Origin of the sequence: Streptomyces sp. TS71-3 (genome assembly GCF_018327685.1) — a bacterium.
Lineage (GTDB): Bacteria > Actinomycetota > Actinomycetes > Streptomycetales > Streptomycetaceae > Streptomyces.
This window is the reverse complement of sequence record NZ_BNEL01000003.1, coordinates 1,602,123-1,620,523: the sequence shown is the minus strand read 5'-3', so window position 1 is coordinate 1,620,523 and position 18,401 is coordinate 1,602,123. Positions and strand designations below refer to the sequence as shown.

Annotated in this window: 13 protein-coding genes; 5 read left to right on the top strand and 8 right to left on the bottom strand. The window is 71.1% G+C overall.

Going from position 1 to position 18,401, the window contains the following annotated elements; all coding sequences use genetic code 11:
- The first annotated feature begins 188 nt into the window (after window positions 1-188).
- The 5 genes from Sm713_RS31175 (at window position 189) to Sm713_RS31155 (ending at window position 6,960) form a co-directional block, all read left to right on the top strand.
- A complete protein-coding gene (locus tag Sm713_RS31175) occupies window positions 189-851 on the top strand; it encodes a response regulator transcription factor (protein WP_212913317.1) in 663 nt (220 codons plus the stop codon).
- Between the two features lie 299 nt (window positions 852-1,150).
- On the top strand, window positions 1,151-2,446 hold the full coding sequence (locus Sm713_RS31170) for a ribonuclease D (protein WP_212913316.1): 1,296 nt from the start codon (window positions 1,151-1,153) through the stop codon (window positions 2,444-2,446).
- Between the two features lie 540 nt (window positions 2,447-2,986).
- Window positions 2,987-4,216: an acetyl-CoA C-acyltransferase gene (locus Sm713_RS31165; protein WP_212913315.1), complete on the top strand. Its 1,230-nt coding sequence runs from the start codon at window positions 2,987-2,989 to the stop codon at window positions 4,214-4,216.
- Window positions 4,213-6,345, top strand: coding sequence for a 3-hydroxyacyl-CoA dehydrogenase NAD-binding domain-containing protein (locus Sm713_RS31160; protein ID WP_212913314.1), 2,133 nt, complete (start codon window positions 4,213-4,215; stop codon window positions 6,343-6,345). The genes Sm713_RS31165 and Sm713_RS31160 overlap by 4 nt, the downstream gene beginning before the upstream one ends.
- Window positions 6,346-6,570: 225 nt before the next feature.
- Window positions 6,571-6,960 carry an NTP pyrophosphohydrolase gene (locus Sm713_RS31155; protein ID WP_212913313.1) on the top strand — a complete coding sequence of 130 codons (390 nt, stop codon included), beginning with the start codon at window positions 6,571-6,573 and terminating at the stop codon, window positions 6,958-6,960.
- 83 nt (window positions 6,961-7,043) lie between these two features.
- On the opposite strand, the gene Sm713_RS31150 is transcribed toward Sm713_RS31155, so the two are convergent.
- The 8 genes from Sm713_RS31150 to Sm713_RS31115 form a co-directional block, all read right to left on the bottom strand.
- On the bottom strand, window positions 7,044-8,552 hold the full coding sequence (locus Sm713_RS31150) for an amino acid permease (RefSeq protein ID WP_212913312.1): 1,509 nt from the start codon (window positions 8,550-8,552) through the stop codon (window positions 7,044-7,046).
- A gap of 446 nt (window positions 8,553-8,998) precedes the next feature.
- Window positions 8,999-10,909, bottom strand: a complete 1,911-nt coding sequence (gene dxs / locus Sm713_RS31145) for a 1-deoxy-D-xylulose-5-phosphate synthase (protein WP_212913311.1) — start codon at window positions 10,907-10,909, stop codon at window positions 8,999-9,001.
- 351 nt (window positions 10,910-11,260) lie between these two features.
- Window positions 11,261-12,544, bottom strand: a complete 1,284-nt coding sequence (locus Sm713_RS31140) for a sugar ABC transporter permease (protein ID WP_212913310.1) — start codon at window positions 12,542-12,544, stop codon at window positions 11,261-11,263.
- Window positions 12,541-13,329, bottom strand: a complete 789-nt coding sequence (locus tag Sm713_RS31135; protein WP_212913309.1) for an ATP-binding cassette domain-containing protein — start codon at window positions 13,327-13,329, stop codon at window positions 12,541-12,543. Before Sm713_RS31135 ends, Sm713_RS31140 begins: the two co-directional genes overlap by 4 nt.
- A gap of 401 nt (window positions 13,330-13,730) precedes the next feature.
- Window positions 13,731-14,795 (bottom strand): substrate-binding domain-containing protein, encoded by a 1,065-nt coding sequence (locus Sm713_RS31130; protein WP_249416810.1) that lies wholly within the window; start codon window positions 14,793-14,795, stop codon window positions 13,731-13,733.
- 169 nt (window positions 14,796-14,964) lie between these two features.
- On the bottom strand, window positions 14,965-16,164 hold the full coding sequence (locus Sm713_RS31125) for an ROK family transcriptional regulator (protein WP_212913308.1): 1,200 nt from the start codon (window positions 16,162-16,164) through the stop codon (window positions 14,965-14,967).
- 366 nt (window positions 16,165-16,530) lie between these two features.
- The gene (locus Sm713_RS31120) at window positions 16,531-17,448 is read right to left on the bottom strand and encodes a carbohydrate ABC transporter permease (protein WP_212913307.1); all 918 of its coding nucleotides are present in this window, start codon (window positions 17,446-17,448) and stop codon (window positions 16,531-16,533) included.
- Window positions 17,448-18,368 (bottom strand): carbohydrate ABC transporter permease, encoded by a 921-nt coding sequence (locus Sm713_RS31115; protein WP_212913306.1) that lies wholly within the window; start codon window positions 18,366-18,368, stop codon window positions 17,448-17,450. The genes Sm713_RS31120 and Sm713_RS31115 overlap by 1 nt, the downstream gene beginning before the upstream one ends.
- Between the last annotated feature and the right edge of the window lie 33 nt (window positions 18,369-18,401).

Genomic DNA, 18,401 nt, shown 5'->3' with positions numbered 1-18,401 from the left:
ATTCAGACCCGATTCGTTCTCTGAATGATCGACCGCGTGTCCGATTCGGACGAATTATTACTCACCAAATCGTGATCATTCCCTAAAGGCGGACGGGTGGGCTGCCGAAGACGTCTGTGACCTTGAAAAAGCATGGTTCCCTCCGGTTTGATCCCCGAGCCGGCCCATCCCGCACCCCAGGAGGCCTGGTGTCCGTTCTTCTTGAGCAGCCCGCAAGCCTGGTCGCCTACCGCCCGAACAAGCCGACCGCCATGGTGGTCGTGGCCGACCCGCGTGTCCGCTCCACGGTCACCCGCCACCTGTGGGCGCTCGGCGTGCGCGACGTCATCGAGGCGTCGTCCGTCGCGGAGGCACGACCCCGTATCGCCAATCCCCGCGACATCTGTGTCGCCGACGTCCACCTGCCCGACGGCAGCGGCCTGACCCTGCTGTCCGAGACCCGCGCCGCGGGCTGGCCGAACGGCCTCGCCCTGTCCGCCGCCGACGACATCGGCGCCGTGCGCAACGCCCTCGCGGGCGGTGTGAAGGGCTACGTCGTCACCGGCACCCGCACCAACGTCGGGATGCCCATCCGTCCGGGCGCCGCCCCGATCGGCGCCGCCGCGGCCCGTATGCACCGCCGCCCCCCGGGCGCCCCGAGCCACCCGGGCGGGTACCGCGAGCTGTCGGGCCGCGAGGTGGAGGTGCTGCGGCTGGTGGCGGAGGGCCAGTCGAACAAGGCCATCGGCGTCTCCATGGGCCTGTCCGCACTGACCGTCAAGAGCCACCTCGCCCGGATCGCACGCAAGCTCGGCACCGGCGACCGCGCCGGCATGGTCGCGGTCGCGCTGCGCACCGGCATCATCCACTGATCCGATCCCCACGCGCCGGCGCGCTCACCCGAACCAGACCGTCCGTCCGCCCGGGCCCGTTCACCCGCACCGCATCGTCCGGCTCGTCCGCCCCAACCAGCCCGTTCACCTGCACCGGATCGCTCGCCTCAGCCGGTTCGCCCGTCGTCCGCACCGCTCGGTCCGCCTCCACCGGACGTCCGGTTCGAGCCACGCACGATCGGCCCGGGGGTCCGCGAAGCGTCCGCACGAGCGGTGCCGCGCCCGTCGACGGAACGTTACGTCGGCGGGCGTACGGCATCCGCGGATACCCTTGACAGGTGACCGACGCCGAAGACACCGCAGCAGACATTCCCCTGCGCACCGCCTCAGACCCGGAGAAGGAACCCTCGGCGAGCGGCGTTCCGGACGAAGGCGTCGCGGCCGAGGACCCCGTCCCCCTGCTGGAGCCGCGGGACGGCATCCCCCCGGTGATCGCCGACGCGGACGCGCTCAGCGAGGTGGTCGCCGCCTTCGCCGCGGGTACGGGCCCCGTCGCGGTGGACGCCGAGCGCGCTTCCGGCTACCGCTACGGCCAGCGCGCCTACCTGGTCCAGCTGCGCCGCGCCGGCGCGGGCAGCGCGCTGATCGACCCCGTGGCCTGCGCCGACCTCACCGCGCTCGGCGAGGCGATCGGCGACACGGAGTGGGTGCTGCACGCGGCCAGCCAGGACCTGCCCTGCCTGCGCGAGATAGGCATGGTCCCGGAGCGGATCTTCGACACGGAGCTGGCGGGACGGCTGGCCGGATACCCGCGCGTCGGCCTCGGCGCGATGGTCGAGAACGTCCTCGGCTACGTCCTGGAGAAGGGCCACTCCGCGGTCGACTGGTCGACGCGGCCGCTGCCCGAGCCGTGGCTGCGCTATGCCGCGCTCGACGTCGAGCTGCTGGTGGACCTCCGCGACAGCCTGGAGAAGGAGCTGGACCGGCAGGGCAAGCTCGACTGGGCCCGGCAGGAGTTCGCGGCGATCGCCGCCGCCCCGCCGGCCCCGCCGCGCAAGGACCCCTGGCGGCGCACGTCCGGGATGCACAAGGTGCGGCGACGGCGCCAGATGGCGGTGGTACGGGAGCTGTGGCAGACCCGGGACCGCATCGCGCAGCGGCGGGACATCTCGCCGGGCAAGGTGCTCGGGGACGCGGCGATCATCGAGGCTGCCCTCGCGCTGCCCGCCGACGCCACGGCGCTCGGCCAGCTGCCCGGCTTCGGCCGGGTCGGGCGGCGGCAGCTGGAGAACTGGCAGGGCGCCGTGGACCGGGCCCGCGCGCTCTCCGACTCCGCGCTGCCCGGTCCGGGCCAGCAGGTCGCGGGCCCGCCGCCGCCGCGCGCCTGGGCGGACAAGGACCCGGCCGCGGCGGCCCGGTTGTCCGCCGCCCGCGCCGGGGTGTCCGCGCTCGCCGAGCGGCTCGGCATGCCCCAGGAGAACCTGATCACGCCGGACACCGTACGGAGAGTGTGCTGGGAGCCACCCGCCGCGGTGACCGCGGAGACGGTGGCGGCGGCGCTCGCCGGGCACGGGGCGCGGCAGTGGCAGATCGACCAGGTGACGCCGTTGCTGGTGAGCGCGCTGGTCGCGTGATGGTCCTGTGGGGCGGACCACGGCAGGCCGGCCTACGGCCGGGTTCAGCCGACAGCCCCCCTGCACCCGTCTCGTTCCGGCGCGTCGCGCCAGGGCCACCACCAGCGCTGCCCACTCGCCGACGGCAACCCCTGGGGAGCGCTGCCGCGCGTCGGCGGCCACCGCCAGGGGGCGCGGGGAACTGCGCGAGCAACCACCCACCGGCCGGTGGTCCGGCAACGACAGGACCAGCCATCTCGGGACGGTGACGAACTGACCCTGTCGTCGTGGCTGGTCGCGCCCACGCGGCGGAGCCGCATATCAAGAACAGCCCCGCGTCCCTTCCGGGGCGCTGCCTGTTCCACAGGCTCCCCGCCCGCCGCCAAGGCGCGCCCCCACATCGACCGGTGGCGGGGAACGGGGGAACGGGGGACACGCCCCCCGTATGTGACCCTCACCGCTCCGAGGGACAGGCCTACCCCGTATGGTTACTGGCAAGTAGCATGGGGGCGCCGCGAAGCGCGTCCGCGGCCATGTACACGCGTCTTGAGGAGGGCCATCGTGCCTCGTACCGTCAGGGACGTCGTCTTCGTCGACGGCGTCCGCACCCCGTTCGGCAAGGCGGGCCCGAAGGGCATCTACCACGAGACCCGTGCCGACGATCTCGTGGTGAAGGCCATCCGGGAGCTGCTGCGCCGCAACCCGTCCCTCGATCCCGCCCGGATCGACGACGTGGCCATCGCGGCGACCACCCAGATCGGCGACCAGGGCCTCACCATCGGCCGCACCGCGGGCATCCTCGCCGGGCTCCCGCAGTCCGTGCCGGGCTACGCCATCGACCGGATGTGCGCGGGCGCGCTGACCGCGGTCACCACCACGGCGGGGTCCATCGCGTTCGGCGCGTACGACGTCGTCATCGCGGGCGGCGTGGAGCACATGGGGCGCCACCCGATGGGCGAGTCCGTCGACCCGAACCCGCGGTTCGTCAGCGAGAAGCTCGTCGACGAGTCCGCGCTGTTCATGGGCATGACGGCGGAGAACCTGCACGACCGCTTCCCGCACCTCACCAAGGCGCGCGCCGACGCCTACGCCGTGCGCTCGCAGGAGAAGGCCGCTAAGGCGTACGCCAACGGCCTGATCCAGCAGGACCTGGTGCCGATCTCGGTGCGCCGCACGAACGAGGAGGCCGGCGAGACGGGCTGGGGCCTGGCCACCGCCGACGAGCCGATGCGGCCCGGAACCACGCTGGAGCAGCTCGCCGGCCTCAAGACGCCCTTCCGGGTGCACGGCCGTGTCACGGCCGGGAACAGCGCCGGGCTGAACGACGGCGCCACCGCCTCCCTCGTCGCCGCCGAGGACTTCGCCCGCGAGCACGACCTGCCGGTGAAGATGCGGCTGGTCTCCTACGCCTTCGCGGGCGTGGAGCCCGAGGTGATGGGCTACGGCCCGATCCCCGCGACCGAGAAGGCGCTCGCCAAGGCCGGCCTGAGCATCTCGGACATCGGCCTGTTCGAGATCAACGAGGCGTTCGCCGTACAGGTCCTCGCGCTCCTGGACCACTACGGCATCGACGACGACGATCCCCGGGTCAACCAGTACGGCGGCGCCATCGCCTACGGCCACCCGCTGGCGTCCTCCGGCGTGCGGCTGATGACCCAGCTCGCCCGGCAGTTCGAGGAGCAGCCGGGGGTCCGCTACGGCATCACCACCATGTGCGTCGGCTTCGGCATGGGCGCCACGGTCATCTGGGAGAACCCGCACTTCACCGACGCCGCCGGAGGCACCAAGTGAGCACCACCACCGCCGAGCTGCTCAAGGGCGCGGCCGAGCTGTTCCCCGACGAGGTGGTCACCCAGGCGCACGTCCGCCATCTGGACCTGCCGGGCGGCGTGGGCAGGTTCGCCCTCATCACCCTCGACAACGGCTTCGACCACACCAAGCCCACCACCTTCGGACCCCAGTCGCTGGCGAACCTGAACGCGGCCCTCGACCAGGTCGAGAAGGAGGCCGCCGAGGGTTCCGTCGTGGGCGTGGGGCTCACCGGCAAGCCGTTCATCTTCGCCGTCGGCGCCGACCTCAAGGGCATGGAGCTGCTGCGCAGGCACGAGGACGCGCTGGCCGTCGGCAAGGGCGGCCACGAGGTCTTCAAGCGCCTCGCGCACCTCGCGGTGCCGACGTTCGCGTACTACAACGGCGCGGCGATGGGCGGCGGTGCCGAGGTGGGCCTGCACTGCACCTACCGCACCGTCTCCAAGGCGCTGCCGGCGTTCTCGTTCCCCGAGGTCTTCCTCGGGCTGGTGCCGGGCTGGGGCGGCTGCACGCTGCTGCCGAACCTGATCGGCGCCGACCGTGCGGTCAAGCTGATCGTCGAGAACTCGCTCAACCAGAACAAGCAGCTCAAGGGCCCCGAGGTCTACGAACTCGGCATCGCGGACGCCATCTTCGACAGCCAGGACTTCCTGGAGCAGTCGCTGCGCTGGACGGCCGCCGTGCTCAGCGGCGAGCTGGAGGTCGCGCGCCCCGAGGTGGACCGCGGCGAGACCTGGGACCAGGCCGTCGAGTGGGGGCGCGCCGTCGCGGACGGCAAGGTGCACGGCGCGGCCCCGGCCGCGTACCGGGCGCTGGACATCATCGCGTCCGTGAAGGACGGCGACCTCCAGCAGGGCTACGACGCCGAGGACCGCGCGCTCGCCGACCTGAGCATGAGCGGGGAGCTGCGCAGCGGCATCTACGCCTTCAACCTGGTGCAGAAGCGCGCCAAGCGGCCCGCGGGCGCGCCGGACAGGAGCCTGGCCCGGCCCGTCACCAAGGTGGGCGTGGTCGGCGCGGGCCTGATGGCCAGCCAGCTCGCGCTGCTGTTCCTGCGCCGCCTTCAGGTGCCGGTGGTGCTCACCGACATCGACCAGGAGCGGATCGACAAGGGCGTCGGCTACGTGCACGCCGAGGTCGACAAGCTGCTCGGCAAGGGCCGGATCGACCAGGACAAGGCGAACCGCCTCAAGGCCCTGGTGACCGGCGTGCTGGACAAGGCCGAGGGCTTCGCGGACGCGGACTTCGTCATCGAGGCCGTGTTCGAGGAGATGAGCGTCAAGCAGCAGGTGTTCGCCGAGGTGGAGGCCGTCGCGCCCGAGCACGCCGTACTCGCCACCAACACCTCCTCGCTCTCCGTCTCGGAGATGGCCAAGGGGCTCGCGCACCCGGAGCGGGTGGTCGGCTTCCACTTCTTCAACCCGGTCGCCGTCCTGCCGCTGCTGGAGATCGTGCGCGGCGAGGACACCGACGACGCCACGCTGGCCACCGCGTTCGACGTCGCCAAGAAGCTCCGCAAGACGGCGGTGCTGGTGAAGGACGCCCCGGCGTTCGTCGTGAACCGCATCCTGACCCGCTTCATGGGCGAGATCCAGAACGTCATCGACGAGGGCACGCCGGTGGACGTCGCCGAGCGCGCCGTCGAGCCGCTGGGCCTGCCGATGTCGCCGCTGGTGCTGCTGGAGCTGGTCGGCCCGGCGATCGGGCTGCACGTCTCGGAGACGCTGCACCGGGCGTTCCCCGACCGCTTCACGGTGTCCCCCAACCTGAAGGCCGTGGTGGACGCCGGCAAGCGCGGCTTCTACGCGTACGACAGCGGCAAGCCGGAGCTGGACCCGGAGGTCGCGGCGCTGCTCCGGCAGGGCGACACCGTGCTCACCGAGGAGCAGACCCTCGCCCGGGTGCTGGACGCGGTGGCGGAGGAGATCCGCCTGATGCTCGACGAGGGCGTGGTCGCCGAGGCCCAGGACATCGACCTCTGCCTGATCACCGGCGCGGGCTGGCCCTTCCACCTGGGCGGGCTCACCCCGTACCTGGACCGTGCGGGCGTCAGCGAGCGGGTCGCCGGCAAGCGCTTCCTCGACGTGGGTACGGCGAGCGTCCCCGCGTAACGGGCCATTTCCCCACCCCCACGGCACGGGCCGTGCCGGAGTCCTACCGGCACGGCCCGTCGCCCGTGGTGGGCGAGACGCCTGCCCGTGGCGGGCGAGACGCCTGCCCGTGGCGGGCCAGGACGCCTCCCGCCGGCTCGCGCATGATGGGCCGGCCGACATCCTTCAGCCTCCGCCGCGGCCCCGCCCCCGGGTCCCGGCGCCTTCCGGAAGGGCAGGTGGCCCATGACGGCACCGAAGCCCCTGCTCGTCGTCGACGCCGCCAACGTGGTGGGCTCGGTACCGGACGGGTGGTGGCGGGACCGGCGCGCGGCGGCGGAGCGGCTGCGGGACCACCTGGTGCCGGTGGCCGAGCAGGGCGTCCAGGGGCTGCCGGGGCCGCCGGAGGTGGTGCTCGTCGTGGAGGGCGCCGCGCGTGGCGTGCCGTCGGTGCCGGACGTGCGGGTGGAGGAGGCCGGCGGCAGCGGCGACGACCGGATCGTCGAGCTGGTCCGTGCTGCCGGCGACCGCCCCGTGCTGGTCGTCACCGCCGACCGCGAGCTGCGCCGCCGGGTGCAGGCCCATGGCGCCGGGGTGGCCGGTCCCCGGACGGTGTACGGGGGCGGCGCCTCCTGACCGCGTGACGGCCTGTCGGACACCGGGGCGACCTTCCTGACCCCATGGTGCCTACGAAGCCCGTGCGAGGGCGCTGGGAAGCGCTACGCCGAGCCCCGGGGCTCCTTGGCCTGGCGTGCCGCCCGCAGGGGCCGCATCCTGCTGTGCGAGCGGCCGTAGACGGCGTACACGAGAAGTCCCACCGCCATCCAGACCGCGAACCGCAGCCAGGTCTCCGCCGTCAGATTGAGCATCAGCCAGAGCGAGGCGAGCACGGACAGCACGGGCACCAGCGGCACCAGCGGGGTGCGGAACGCCCGCGGCAGGTCGGGCCGCCTGCGGCGCAGCACCAGCACGCCGAGGGCGACCACCACGAAGGCGAAGAGGGTGCCGATGTTCACCAGCTCGGCCAGCACGTCGATCGTGGTGAAGCCGGCCACCACCGCCACGACCAGGCCGAGCAGCACGGTGGTGCGGTAGGGGGTGCCGAACCGCGGGTGGACGCGGGAGAAGGCGGGCGGCAGCAGCCCGTCGCGGCTCATCGCGAAGAACACCCGGGTCTGCCCGAGCAGCAGGATCAGGCAGACCGAGGTCAGCCCCACGGCCGCGCCGAAGCTGATGACACCCGCCCAGAACGGGTGGTGGACGGCCTTGAAGGCGTCCGCGAGGGGCGCGTCGACGGAGAGGCGGGTGTACTTCTGCATGCCGGTGACGACCAGCGACACCGCCACGTACAGCACCGTGCAGACGGCCAGCGAGCCGATGATGCCGCGGGGCACGTCGCGCTGCGGGTTCCGGGTCTCCTCGGCCGCGGTCGCCACGATGTCGAACCCGATGAAGGCGAAGAAGACGACGGCGGCGGCCGTGAAGACGCCCATGACGCCGAAGGCGGCCGGCGCGTAGCCCGACAGGAGCCGGATGAGCGGCGCCCCGAGGCCCGAGCCGCCGCCGGTCTCCCGGGCGGGCGGCACGAACGGCCGGTAGTTGGCGCTCCTGACGAAGAACGTGCCCACCGCGATGACCAGCAGCACCACGGCCACCTTGACGGCGACGATGACCCCGGTCACCCGCGAGGAGAGCTTCACCCCCGCGATCAGGACGCCGGTGAGGAGGAGCACCAGGGCCGCCGCGAGCACGTCGAACCCGAAGTGGCCGCCGCTCGCCCCGCTGAGCAGCCCCGGCATGGGGATGCCCGCGGAGTCCATCAGCGAGCGGAGGTAGCCGGACCAGCCGACGGCGACCACGGCGCACGCGAGCGCCAGCTCCAGCACCAGGTCCCAGCCGATCACCCAGGCCGGGAACTCGCCCAGGGAGGCGTACGCGAACGTGTACGCGGAGCCCGCCACCGGCACCGTCGACGCGAACTCCGCGTAGCAGAGCGCGGCCAGCGCGCAGACCACGCCGGCCACCACGAAGGCCAGCGCGGTCGAGGGCCCGGCGTTCTCCCTTGCGACCTTGCCGGTGAGCACGAAGATGCCGGTGCCGATGATGACGCCGATCCCGAAGACCGTCAGATCGAGCGCGGAGAGGGTCTTGTGCAGCCCGCGCCCCGGTTCTTCCGTGTCCTTGATGCACTGTTCGACGGATTTCGTCCGGAAGATACCGCTGTTCACGTGGATGCGCCTCCCAGGCCCCTGACTCCCGGCGCGGGCGTCGCCTCGCCTTCGTCTCCGTCGGGGGGCGCACCCGCGCGCCGGCGAGCCGTTCCGGGGGCGCCCATGCACCTCCGTCTCCCACGGCGCCCGGTCTTTCATACGCGGCGGGCGGGCCCGCCACCTGAAGGGCGGCGGGCCCGGAGGCACGCGGGGTCCGAAAGCGGTCGGCCCCTGGGGACCGGGCCGGCGCGTGGAGACCGGCCCCTGGGCGCTGGTATGCGGGGCCTGGCGCCTGGCGCCTAGGTCCTGTCTGACAATTCCCGCCGGGCCCGCAACGCCTGGCACCGCACCTCGCCGCGTTGTCGGGCACGCCCACGTACGCCCAGCACGAGGGCGACCCTCCGCCTTGCGATGCACGGCACCAGACGCCGCGGGCTGATCCGCCGCGAATTGTCAGACAGACCCTAGTCCCTGGCGGGCTGCACGGCCTCGGCGGTGGCGCCGTCGAGCTTGGCGACCAGGCCGGTCACCTGGCGGGCGATGTCGGGCGCGGTCAGCCCGATCTCCGCCATGACCTCCTTGCGGGAGGCGTGCTGGAGGAAGCGGGGCGGGATGCCGAAGTCACGCAGCGGCAGGTCGACGCCTGCGTCCCGCAGGGCCTGTGCGACGGCGCTGCCCACGCCGCCGACGCGGGAGTTGTCCTCGACGGTGACGACCACGCGGTGCCGCTCGGCGAGCGGGGCCATGGCCTCGTCGACGGGCTTGACCCAGCGCGGGTCGACGACGGTGGTCGAGATGCCCTGTTTGTTGAGGAGTGTGGCGATCTCCAGGCACATCGGGGCGAGCGCGCCCACCGACACCAGCAGGACGTCCGGGGTGTCCGTGCCCGCCTCGCGGAGCACGTCCATGCCGCCGACCGTGCCCACGGCCTGCACGGCGGGCCCCACGGCGCCCTTGGAGTAGCGCACGACCGTCGGCGCGTCGTCGACGTCGACGGCCTCCCGCAGCTGCATCCTGACCTGGTCGGCGTCGCGCGGGGCCGCGATGCGCAGGCCGGGCACGCACTGGAGGATCGACAGGTCCCACATGCCGTTGTGCGAGGCGCCGTCCGTGCCGGTGACGCCCGCGCGGTCCAGCACGAAGGTCACGCCGCACCGGTGCAGGGCGACGTCCATCAGGAGCTGGTCGAAGGCGCGGTTGAGGAACGTGGCGTAGACGGCGAAGACCGGGTGCAGGCCGCCCGTGGCGAGGCCCGCGGCGGAGACCGCGGCGTGCTGCTCGGCGATGCCGACGTCGTAGATCCGGCCGGGGAACTCCTCGGCGAACCTCTTCAGGCCCACCGGCTGGAGCATGGCCGCCGTGATGGCCACGATGTCCTCGCGCTCCTGGCCGAGCTTGACCATCTCCTCGCCGAAGACGGACGTCCAGTCGGTGCCCGCGGCGGCCAGCGGCAGGCCGGTGTCCGGGTGGATCGGGCCGATGCCGTGGAAGCGGTCGGCCTCGTCCTGCTCGGCGGGCTGGTAGCCGCGGCCCTTCTCGGTGAGGCAGTGCACGATGACGGGGCCGTTGAACCGCTTGGCGCGGGACAGCGCGGACTCCAGCGCCTCGATGTCGTGGCCGTCGATGGGGCCGACGTACTTCAGGCCCAGGTCCTCGAACATGCCCTGCGGCGCGATGAAGTCCTTCAGGCCCTTCTTGGCGCCGTGCAGGGTGTCGTAGAGGGGCCTGCCGACGACGGGGGTGCGCTCCAGGATGTCCTTGCCGCGGGCCAGGAAGCGCTCGTAGCCGTCGGTGGTGCGCAGGGTGGCGAGGTGGTTGGCGAGGCCGCCGATGGTGGGCGCGTACGAGCGCTCGTTGTCGTTGACGACGATGACCAGCGGGCGGTCCTTGGCGGCGGCGATGTTGTTGAGGGCCTCCCAGGCCATGCCGCCGGTCAGCGCGCCGTCCCCGACGACGGCCACCACGTGGTCCGCGCGGCCCTGCACCTCGTTGGCCTTGGCGAGGCCGTCGGCCCAGCCCAGCACGGTGGAGGCGTGGGAGTTCTCGATGACGTCGTGCTCGGACTCGGCGCGGGACGGGTAGCCCGACAGGCCGCCCTTGGCGCGCAGCTTGGCGAAGTCCTGACGTCCGGTGAGCAGCTTGTGCACGTAGGACTGGTGGCCGGTGTCGAAGAGCACCCTGTCCTGCGGCGAGTGGAAGACGCGGTGCAGCGCGATGGTGAGCTCGACGACGCCCAGGTTCGGGCCGAGGTGACCGCCCGTCCTTGCCACCGCTTCGACCAGGAAGTCCCGGATCTCCGCGGCCAGCTCGTCGAGCTGCTCCGTGGTGAGCCGGTCCAGGTCACGGGGTCCCCTGATGCGGTCGAGCAGCGGCACCGGTGCCTCCTTGGTTAGGCGGTTCGAGCTTTCCGGGCTGGCCCGAGTCTAATGTTGCGATTGTGTTCTTCGCGCCCGGGCCGGGCCGTGACTCTTCCGGTACCGACCACGCACCTGCGCCCAGACCGCCTGCGTGCACCCATCGGGGCTGCGCCGGGACTGCCTGGGGGCGCCCCCAGACGTGGGGCTGCGCCCCGGCCCGCCAAAGGGGCGCGGGGAACTGCGCGAGAGGCCATCCACCGGCAGGTGGTCCGGACTCGACAGGGACACCCCCTCGGAGGGTGGCGACCTGACGGTCTCGTCGTGGCTCGTCGCGCCGTTCCCCGCGCCCCTACCGGGCGCTCCGCGCCGTCAGGCGCGGCCCGCCGTGCGCTGCGTCCTGCGGGTGATGGAGTCGATGCAGACCGTCGCGAGCAGCACCGCACCGGTGATCATGTACTGGATCGGCGTGGCGATGCCCTGGAGGGCGAGGCCGTACTGGATCGAGGTGATCACCATCACACCGAGCAGCGCGTTCCAGGTGCGGCCCCGGCCGCCGAAGAGGCTGGTGCCACCGATGACGGCCGCCGCGATGGCGTTCATCAGCAGGTCGCCGGTACCGGCGCCCTGGTTGGCCGCGGCGATCTTGGAGGCCAGGAAGAGGCCGCCGAGGGCCGCGAACGAGCCGGCGATGGCGTAGACCGAGATCCGCACCGCCGTGACGTTGATACCGGCCCTGCGGGACGCCTCGACGCTGCCGCCGAGCGCGAACACCTTCCGGCCGTAGCTGGTGCGCCGCAGGATGAAGTCCGTCAGCACCAGCGCGGCGAGGAAGATCACCAGCGCCAGGGGCAGGCCCTTGTACTGGTTGAACATGATGGCCGCCGCGAACGCGATGACGGCGAGCACCACGGTGCGCATCACGATGTCGCTCGCCGGACGGGAGGGCACTCCGGCGGCCTTCCGGCGCCTGCTGTCCGTGAAGGACGTCACGAAGAAGACCACGACGGCGACCAGGGCCAGCCCGTAGGCGGCCGCGACGTCCGTGAAGTAGTACGACGTCAGCTTGACGATCAGACCCTGGCTGTCCAGGTTGATGGTGCCGTCGTCACCCAGGATCTGGAGCATCAGGCCCTGCCAGAACAGCAGGCCGGCCAGGGTGACCGCGAACGCCGGCGCTCCGATCCGGGCGAAGAAGAAGCCGTGGATGATGCCGATCACGGTGCCGGTGAGGATGGCGGCGATGAGGGCCACCCACTCCGGCGCGCCGTGGTTGACCGCGAGCACCGCGGAGAAGGCGCCCGCGACACCGCTGACGGAGCCGACGGACAGGTCGATCTCGCCGAGCAGCAGCACGAAGACGATGCCGACGGCGATCATGCCGGTGCCGACCATCGCGACCGAGATGTTGCTCAGGTTCTCGGCGGTCAGGAAGCGGGAGTTGATGCTGGCGAAGATCGCCCAGATGATGATCAGGCCCGCGATGACCGGGACCGAGCCCAGGTCGCCGGCCCGCATCCGGCGCTTGAAGTCGCTGACGTAACCGGCGAAGCCCTGCTCGCGGACGAGCAGCCGGGGGTCGACCGCCGGCGCCGCGTCGGCGGCGACTTCGGTGTTGTCGACGGGGGAAACCGTGGTGGTGTTGTCCGTGCTCATGCCTGAGCCTCCCCATGACGCGCCGCACGACGGGTCACGGCGTTTTCCGTGGCGCCGGTGATGGCGGAGATGATCTCTTCCTGCGAGGTCGACTTCACGTCGAAGACGCCGTTGTTGCGGCCCAGCCGCAGCACGGCGACCTTGTCGGCGACGGCCTTGACGTCGGCCATGTTGTGGCTGATGAGCATCACCGCGAGGCCTCGCTCGCGCAGCCGCTCCACCAGGTCGAGGACCTGTGCGGTCTGCTCGACGCCGAGGGCCGCGGTGGGCTCGTCGAGGATCACCAGCTTGGGCTCGCCGAGCATGGACCGGGCGATGGCCACGGTCTGGCGCTGACCACCGGAGAGCGACGCGATGGGTATGCGCACGCTGGGGATCCGGATGGACAGGGTGTTCAGGAGCTCGCGTGAACGGCGCTCCATCTCCACCTCGTTGAGGACCCCGTACCTCTTGATCTCCCGGCCGAGGAAGAGGTTGCCGACGACGTCGATGTTGTCGGCGAGCGCGAGGTCCTGGTACACGGTCGCGATGCCCAGGTGCTGGGCGTCGTGCGGCCGCGTGATGCGGACGGAGCTGCCTTGCCATTCGATGCTGCCGTTATCAATGGGGTGCACGCCGGCGACTGTCTTGACCAGCGTGGATTTTCCGGCGCCGTTGTCGCCCACCAGGGCGACCACCTCACCGGCATGGACCTCAAGCTCTACGTCGGTGAGTGCTTGGACGGCACCGAACCGCTTGGAGACCCCGCGCAACGCCAACACGGGCGTAGCGGACACTTGAACCATCTCCTTCGCCGCCTGACCGGCGGGGATGCCGCGCCCAGGGGCCAGGCGCGGAGGTTGAGCAGGGGCAGACACCCTGATGACCCAGCAGGCCCGGTGGGGTGCTGGATCGGGGGTGCCGATGGACACGGCGGGCTGCAAGAGCCGGTGGCTGCCGCAGGCCGGGAGTCGTCCGGCGTGGAGCGGGGGGTGGCGGGCCCGGTGCGGGCGGCGCCGGGTTCTGTCCGGCGCCCCGCCCCAGCGGCGGGGCATTGGTGGGCGGAGCGCCGGACAGGCCTGTCAGTGGCCCCCGGAGACCGGGGGCCACTGGGGCCTCTCGTTCGGATCGTGCTGGGCTCGTGCGGTCCGGCACGATCCGGGCGGAAGGCCCTGGATCCGCTCGGCCGGTGGACGACCGTCCCGGTCTACTTCAGACCGATCTTGTCGCACGCGGCCTTGAACTTGGGGGTGCAGATCTCGTTGACGGTGTAGATGCCGTCCTTGATCACGGTGTCCTTGATGTTCTGCTGGGTCAGCGAGACCACCGGGACGAGGACGCTCGGGACCTGCTTGGTGGTCGGGCTGTCGACCTTCGTCTTGGCGATCGAGTCCAGCTTCTGGCCCTTGCCCAGCGCCACCGCCATCTGCGCGGCGACGTCCGCCTCCTGCGGGTAGGGCTTGTAGACGCTCATGTACTGGGTGCCGGTGACGATCCGCTGCACGCCGTTGATCTCGGCGTCCTGGCCGGTGACCGGCGGCAGCTTGGACAGGCCCGAGCCCTGGAGGGCGGTGATGACACCGCCGGCCATGCCGTCGTTGGCGGAGTAGACGCCGACGACCTTGTCCTTGCCGAGCGCGGTGAGCGCGCCCTCGGTCTCGGCGTTGGCCTTCTGGGCGTTCCAGTCCGGGGTGTCGTACTCCTTGCCGATGCTGACCTTGCCGTCGAGGACGGAGTGCGCGCCCTTCTTGAACTGGGCGGCGTTCGGGTCGGTGGCGGAGCCGTTGACCATGATGACCTTGCCGGACTTGGCGTTGCCGCCCAGCGCCTTCAGCAGGGCCTCACCCTGGACCTTGCCGACCTCCTCGTTGTCGAAGGAGGTGTAGCCGTCCACGGGGCCCTCGGCGAGGCGGTCGTACGCGACGACGGGGATGCCCGCGTCGTGCGCCTTCTGGACCGAGCTGGCGATGGCCTTGGAGTCCACCGCGTCCACGATCAGGACGTCCACCTTGTTGGTGATCATGGTGTCGGCCTGCTGGTTCTGGACGCTGGCGTCCTGCTTGGCGTTGGCGTACTTCACGGTCGCCTTGCCGTGCGTCAGCTCGCTGATCTTCTTCTCGATCAGCGGCTTGTCGAACTTCTCGTACCGCGCGGTCTGGTTCTCCGGAAGGAGCAGGCCGATGGTGAGCGCGTCGCCCTTCTTGGCGCTGTCGCTCTTGCTGTCGCCGCCGGACTCCTTGGCGCTGCCACAGGCGGCCAACGCAATGGCCATGGTGCCGGCGGAAACGACCACGGCGGCACGACGCATACGCGTGTTCACTTAAGAAACCTCCCTGACGCGGCCGCGTCGCTGCGGCCGAGGTGGCTGGAAGTCAACTCGGCCGCCACGCCGACGTCAAGGAGTAAATCCTTAACGAGATGACAACGGTGCCATGCGTGAACTAAGTGAAGGCAGGAGTAGCCGTCGGATGAACCCCATCCAAAAGGGTCGAATCACCCATTTCACTTAGCGCCAGCGCCAGCGCCCCGAGCACCTCCGCACGGCCGCCCAGCGCCCCCGGACGGACCGAGAGCTGCCGCCCGGCGCTGGGGATCGCGTAGCGCCCCACCGACTCCCTGATGGGCGCCAGCACCAGCTCACCGGCCTCCGCGAGGTCCCCGCCGAGGACCACCCGGCTGGGATTGAGCAGGTTGCAGAGGTTGGCGACCCCGCTGCCGATATGGCGGCCGACGTCGGCGATCACCCTCCGGCAGCCCGGATCTCCCTCGCGCGCCAGCCTGACGACGCCCTCCATGGTCAGACCGGTGCCGTGACTGGGCTGGAGCAGAGGAAGAACGTACCGCGCCGCCGTGAAAGTTTCGAGGCAGCCCCGGTTCCCGCAGCGGCAGACCGGCCCCGACTCGTCGAGCGTGATGTGCCCTATCTCACCCGCGGTGCCGCCGGGCCCCCGGTAGATCTTCCCACTGATCACCAGGCCCGCCCCGACACCGCTGGCGACCTTGATGTAGGCGAGGTCCTTCACGCCCCGCCCGCTGCCCCAGACCAGCTCTCCGAGGGCACCGAGGTTGGCGTCGTTGTCGACGTGTACCGGTACTCCGAGGCGCTCGCGCAGCTCCCTGGCGGGGCTCGTGCCGCTCCAGCCCGGCAGTATCGACGTGGAGCCGAGCGTGCCGGACTCCACGTCGATCGGGCCCGGCACGCCGAGCCCGACGCCCGCAACTTTCGCGCGATCCACGCCCGTGGCTGTGATCAGGCGGGTGACCAGCTCCTCGGCGCGGTCGAAGCCCTGGTCGGCCGAGGCGTCGACGTCCAGCGGCTCGGCCTCCTCGGCGAGCACCTGGTGGGCGAGGTTGCCGATCGCGACCCTCAGGTGGGTGTGGCCGAAGTCCACGCCGATGACGATGCCGGCGTCCCCGCTCAGCGAGACGCTGCGGGCCCGCCGGCCACCCGCGGACGTGGGCGTGACCTCGACCGTCCCGCCGTCCTTGAGCTCGCGGACGATGTTGGAGACGGTGGCCGCGGACAGGCCCGTCGTCCGCGCGATCTCCGCTTGCGTGAGCGAACCGGCCAGCCGTACGGCGCGTACGACCCGCTCCAGATTGGCCCGGTGCAGCGACGACTGCGACCCCGGAGTCTCCATCGACCCATCCACTCCTGCCCTCAGCCGGGCGACGGCGCTGCCGCCCGTGCCCCGGGTCACGGCAGCGGAACCCGGGCCATTTACAAGTTGTGAACTCCAAGCTCCGCTGAACGGGTTGCCGCAGTCAAGTCCTTGACAGAAATCGATACCGCCGGGGAACGGCTCCCACGGCCACCCGGCAGTCCGGAAGGACCTGTTCCGGGGGTGTTCGGGCCGCTGGGGACGCGGGGAGCCGCGGCCTGCGCTGCCAACCTCCGAAGGCGGGGTGCCGGCAGCCGGAGGCCGGCCACCGTGCGCGCCGGCCCGCGGGAGCGGTACGGAGGGCATGCGCGCGGTGGCCGGCGCGGAGGAGGGGCGGGTGGCGGTCTACTTCAGGGCGCCCGCCGTGAGCCCCGCGACGACCTGCCGCTGGAAGACGATGTAGGCGGCGAGCACCGGCAGCATGGCCATCACCAGACCGGCGAAGAGGCCGGACCAGTCGCCCTTGTAGCCCTGGCTCACGGCCAGCTCGACGAGTCCCTGCGAGAGCACCTTCCGGTCCGGGTCGGTGTTGAGCACCGTCGGCAGCATGTACTGGTTCCACTGCCCCAGGAAGTTGAAGATCCCCACGCTGATCAGGCCCGGCTTGGCCATCGGCAGCATGATCTGGAAGAACGTCCGGGTGTGCGAGGCCCCGTCGACGAAGGCGGCCTCCGCGATCGAGGTGGGCAGCGTCCTGAAGAACGACGTCAGGAAGAAGACGGTGAACGGCAGCGAGTAGGCGATGTAGACCAGCACCAGGCCGGGCAGCGTGTTCAGCAGCCCCATGTTGTTCATGACGTAGAACAGCGGCACCAGCGCCAGCATCACCGGGAAGCTCATGCCGCCGACGAACAGGTAGTAGATGAACCTGTTGAGCGGGAAGTCGAAGCGGGCCAGCACGTAGGCCGCCATCGAGCCGAGCACCAGCGTGCCGATCAGGGAGCAGCCCACCACCAGGATGGTGTTGAGGAAGTAGTCGCTCATGTGCGCCTGCGACCAGGCTCGCGACCAGTTCTCGAAGTGCAGCCGGTCGGGCAGGCCCCACGGGTGGGTGAAGATGGACGCGTCGTCCTTGAACGACGTCATCACGGCCCACAGCAGCGGCAGCACGACCATGATCGCCCAGATCACGAGCATGCCGTGCGAGAAGACGTTCAGGACGCCGCCGGTGGTGCCGCGCCCCTCCTTCGCCGGAGGGATGCCCGCGGGCTTGCCGGGGGCCTCGGCGGTCCCCGCGGCCGGCGGGGTGTCAGTGGTCTTCATCAGTACTCCAGCCGCTCACGCCTGCCGAGCCTCATCACGACGGCCGCGAAGAGCAGCGTGACGAAGAGCAGGGCGACGCCGATCGTGGTTGCGTAGGCGGCCTGACCGTCGTGGAAGGCCTTCTGGTAGACGTACAGCGGCATGACGATCGTCGAGTCGGCGGGTCCGCCCGGGCCGACTGTCATGATCTGCACGGTCGCAAAGGCCTCCGCGCCGAGCGCCATGATCCCCATGTAGACCCAGCCGGACTGCACGGTGTCCCAGAGCAGCGGCAGGGTGATCCGGAAGAAGGTCGTGACGCGGCTGGCGCCGTCCAGCAGCGCGGCCTCGTAGAAGTCCTTGGGAATGGACGTCATGCCCGCCGAGAACAGCACCACGAAGAATCCGACCGTGCTCCAGACCAGCACCGCCATCACGCACCACAGGGCCCACCTCGGATCGCCCAGCCACTCCGGCGGATCGCTCACGCCGACGGCCTGGAGGAAGCCGTTGATCGCGCCCTGCCGGGGGTTGTACGCGAACTGGAAGAGCAGCGCGACGATCGCGATCGACAGGACCTGGGGGAAGAAATAGGCGATCTTGTAGAACTCCGCACCCCGGACACCGGAGACAGCCGCGCCTTTGCGCCGGCTCCCGCCGACATTCAGCATGAACGAGAAGAAGAGTGCCAGGGAGAGCGTCACGAGCGGCAGCAGGATCACGAACAGCAGGCTGTGCTGGAAGGACTTCCAGAACAGCGGGTCGCCGAACAGCTTCGTGTAGTTCTTGAAGCCCACCATCGCGAACTCGGGGCTCAGGCCGGTCCAGTCCGTGAACGAGTAGTAGATCGCCTGGATGAACGGCCAGATCACGAAGATCGCGTACAGCGCGAGGGGGATCACCAGGAATCCCACGACAAAGCGGTACTTTCCGTGTTGCATGGTCTACCGATCCCGATCCGCTCTCGGGCCGCT

Coding starts and splice junctions, on each gene's coding strand:
- Sm713_RS31155 (WP_212913313.1), top strand. CDS start 6,571: ATGACGGCACCGAAGCCCCTGCTCGTCGTCGACGCCGCCAACGTGGTG.
- Sm713_RS31140 (WP_212913310.1), bottom strand. CDS start 12,544: ATGAGCACGGACAACACCACCACGGTTTCCCCCGTCGACAACACCGAA.
- Sm713_RS31135 (WP_212913309.1), bottom strand. CDS start 13,329: ATGGTTCAAGTGTCCGCTACGCCCGTGTTGGCGTTGCGCGGGGTCTCC.
- Sm713_RS31130 (WP_249416810.1), bottom strand. CDS start 14,795: ATGGCCATTGCGTTGGCCGCCTGTGGCAGCGCCAAGGAGTCCGGCGGC.
- Sm713_RS31125 (WP_212913308.1), bottom strand. CDS start 16,164: ATGGAGACTCCGGGGTCGCAGTCGTCGCTGCACCGGGCCAATCTGGAG.
- Sm713_RS31120 (WP_212913307.1), bottom strand. CDS start 17,448: ATGAAGACCACTGACACCCCGCCGGCCGCGGGGACCGCCGAGGCCCCC.
- Sm713_RS31115 (WP_212913306.1), bottom strand. CDS start 18,368: ATGCAACACGGAAAGTACCGCTTTGTCGTGGGATTCCTGGTGATCCCC.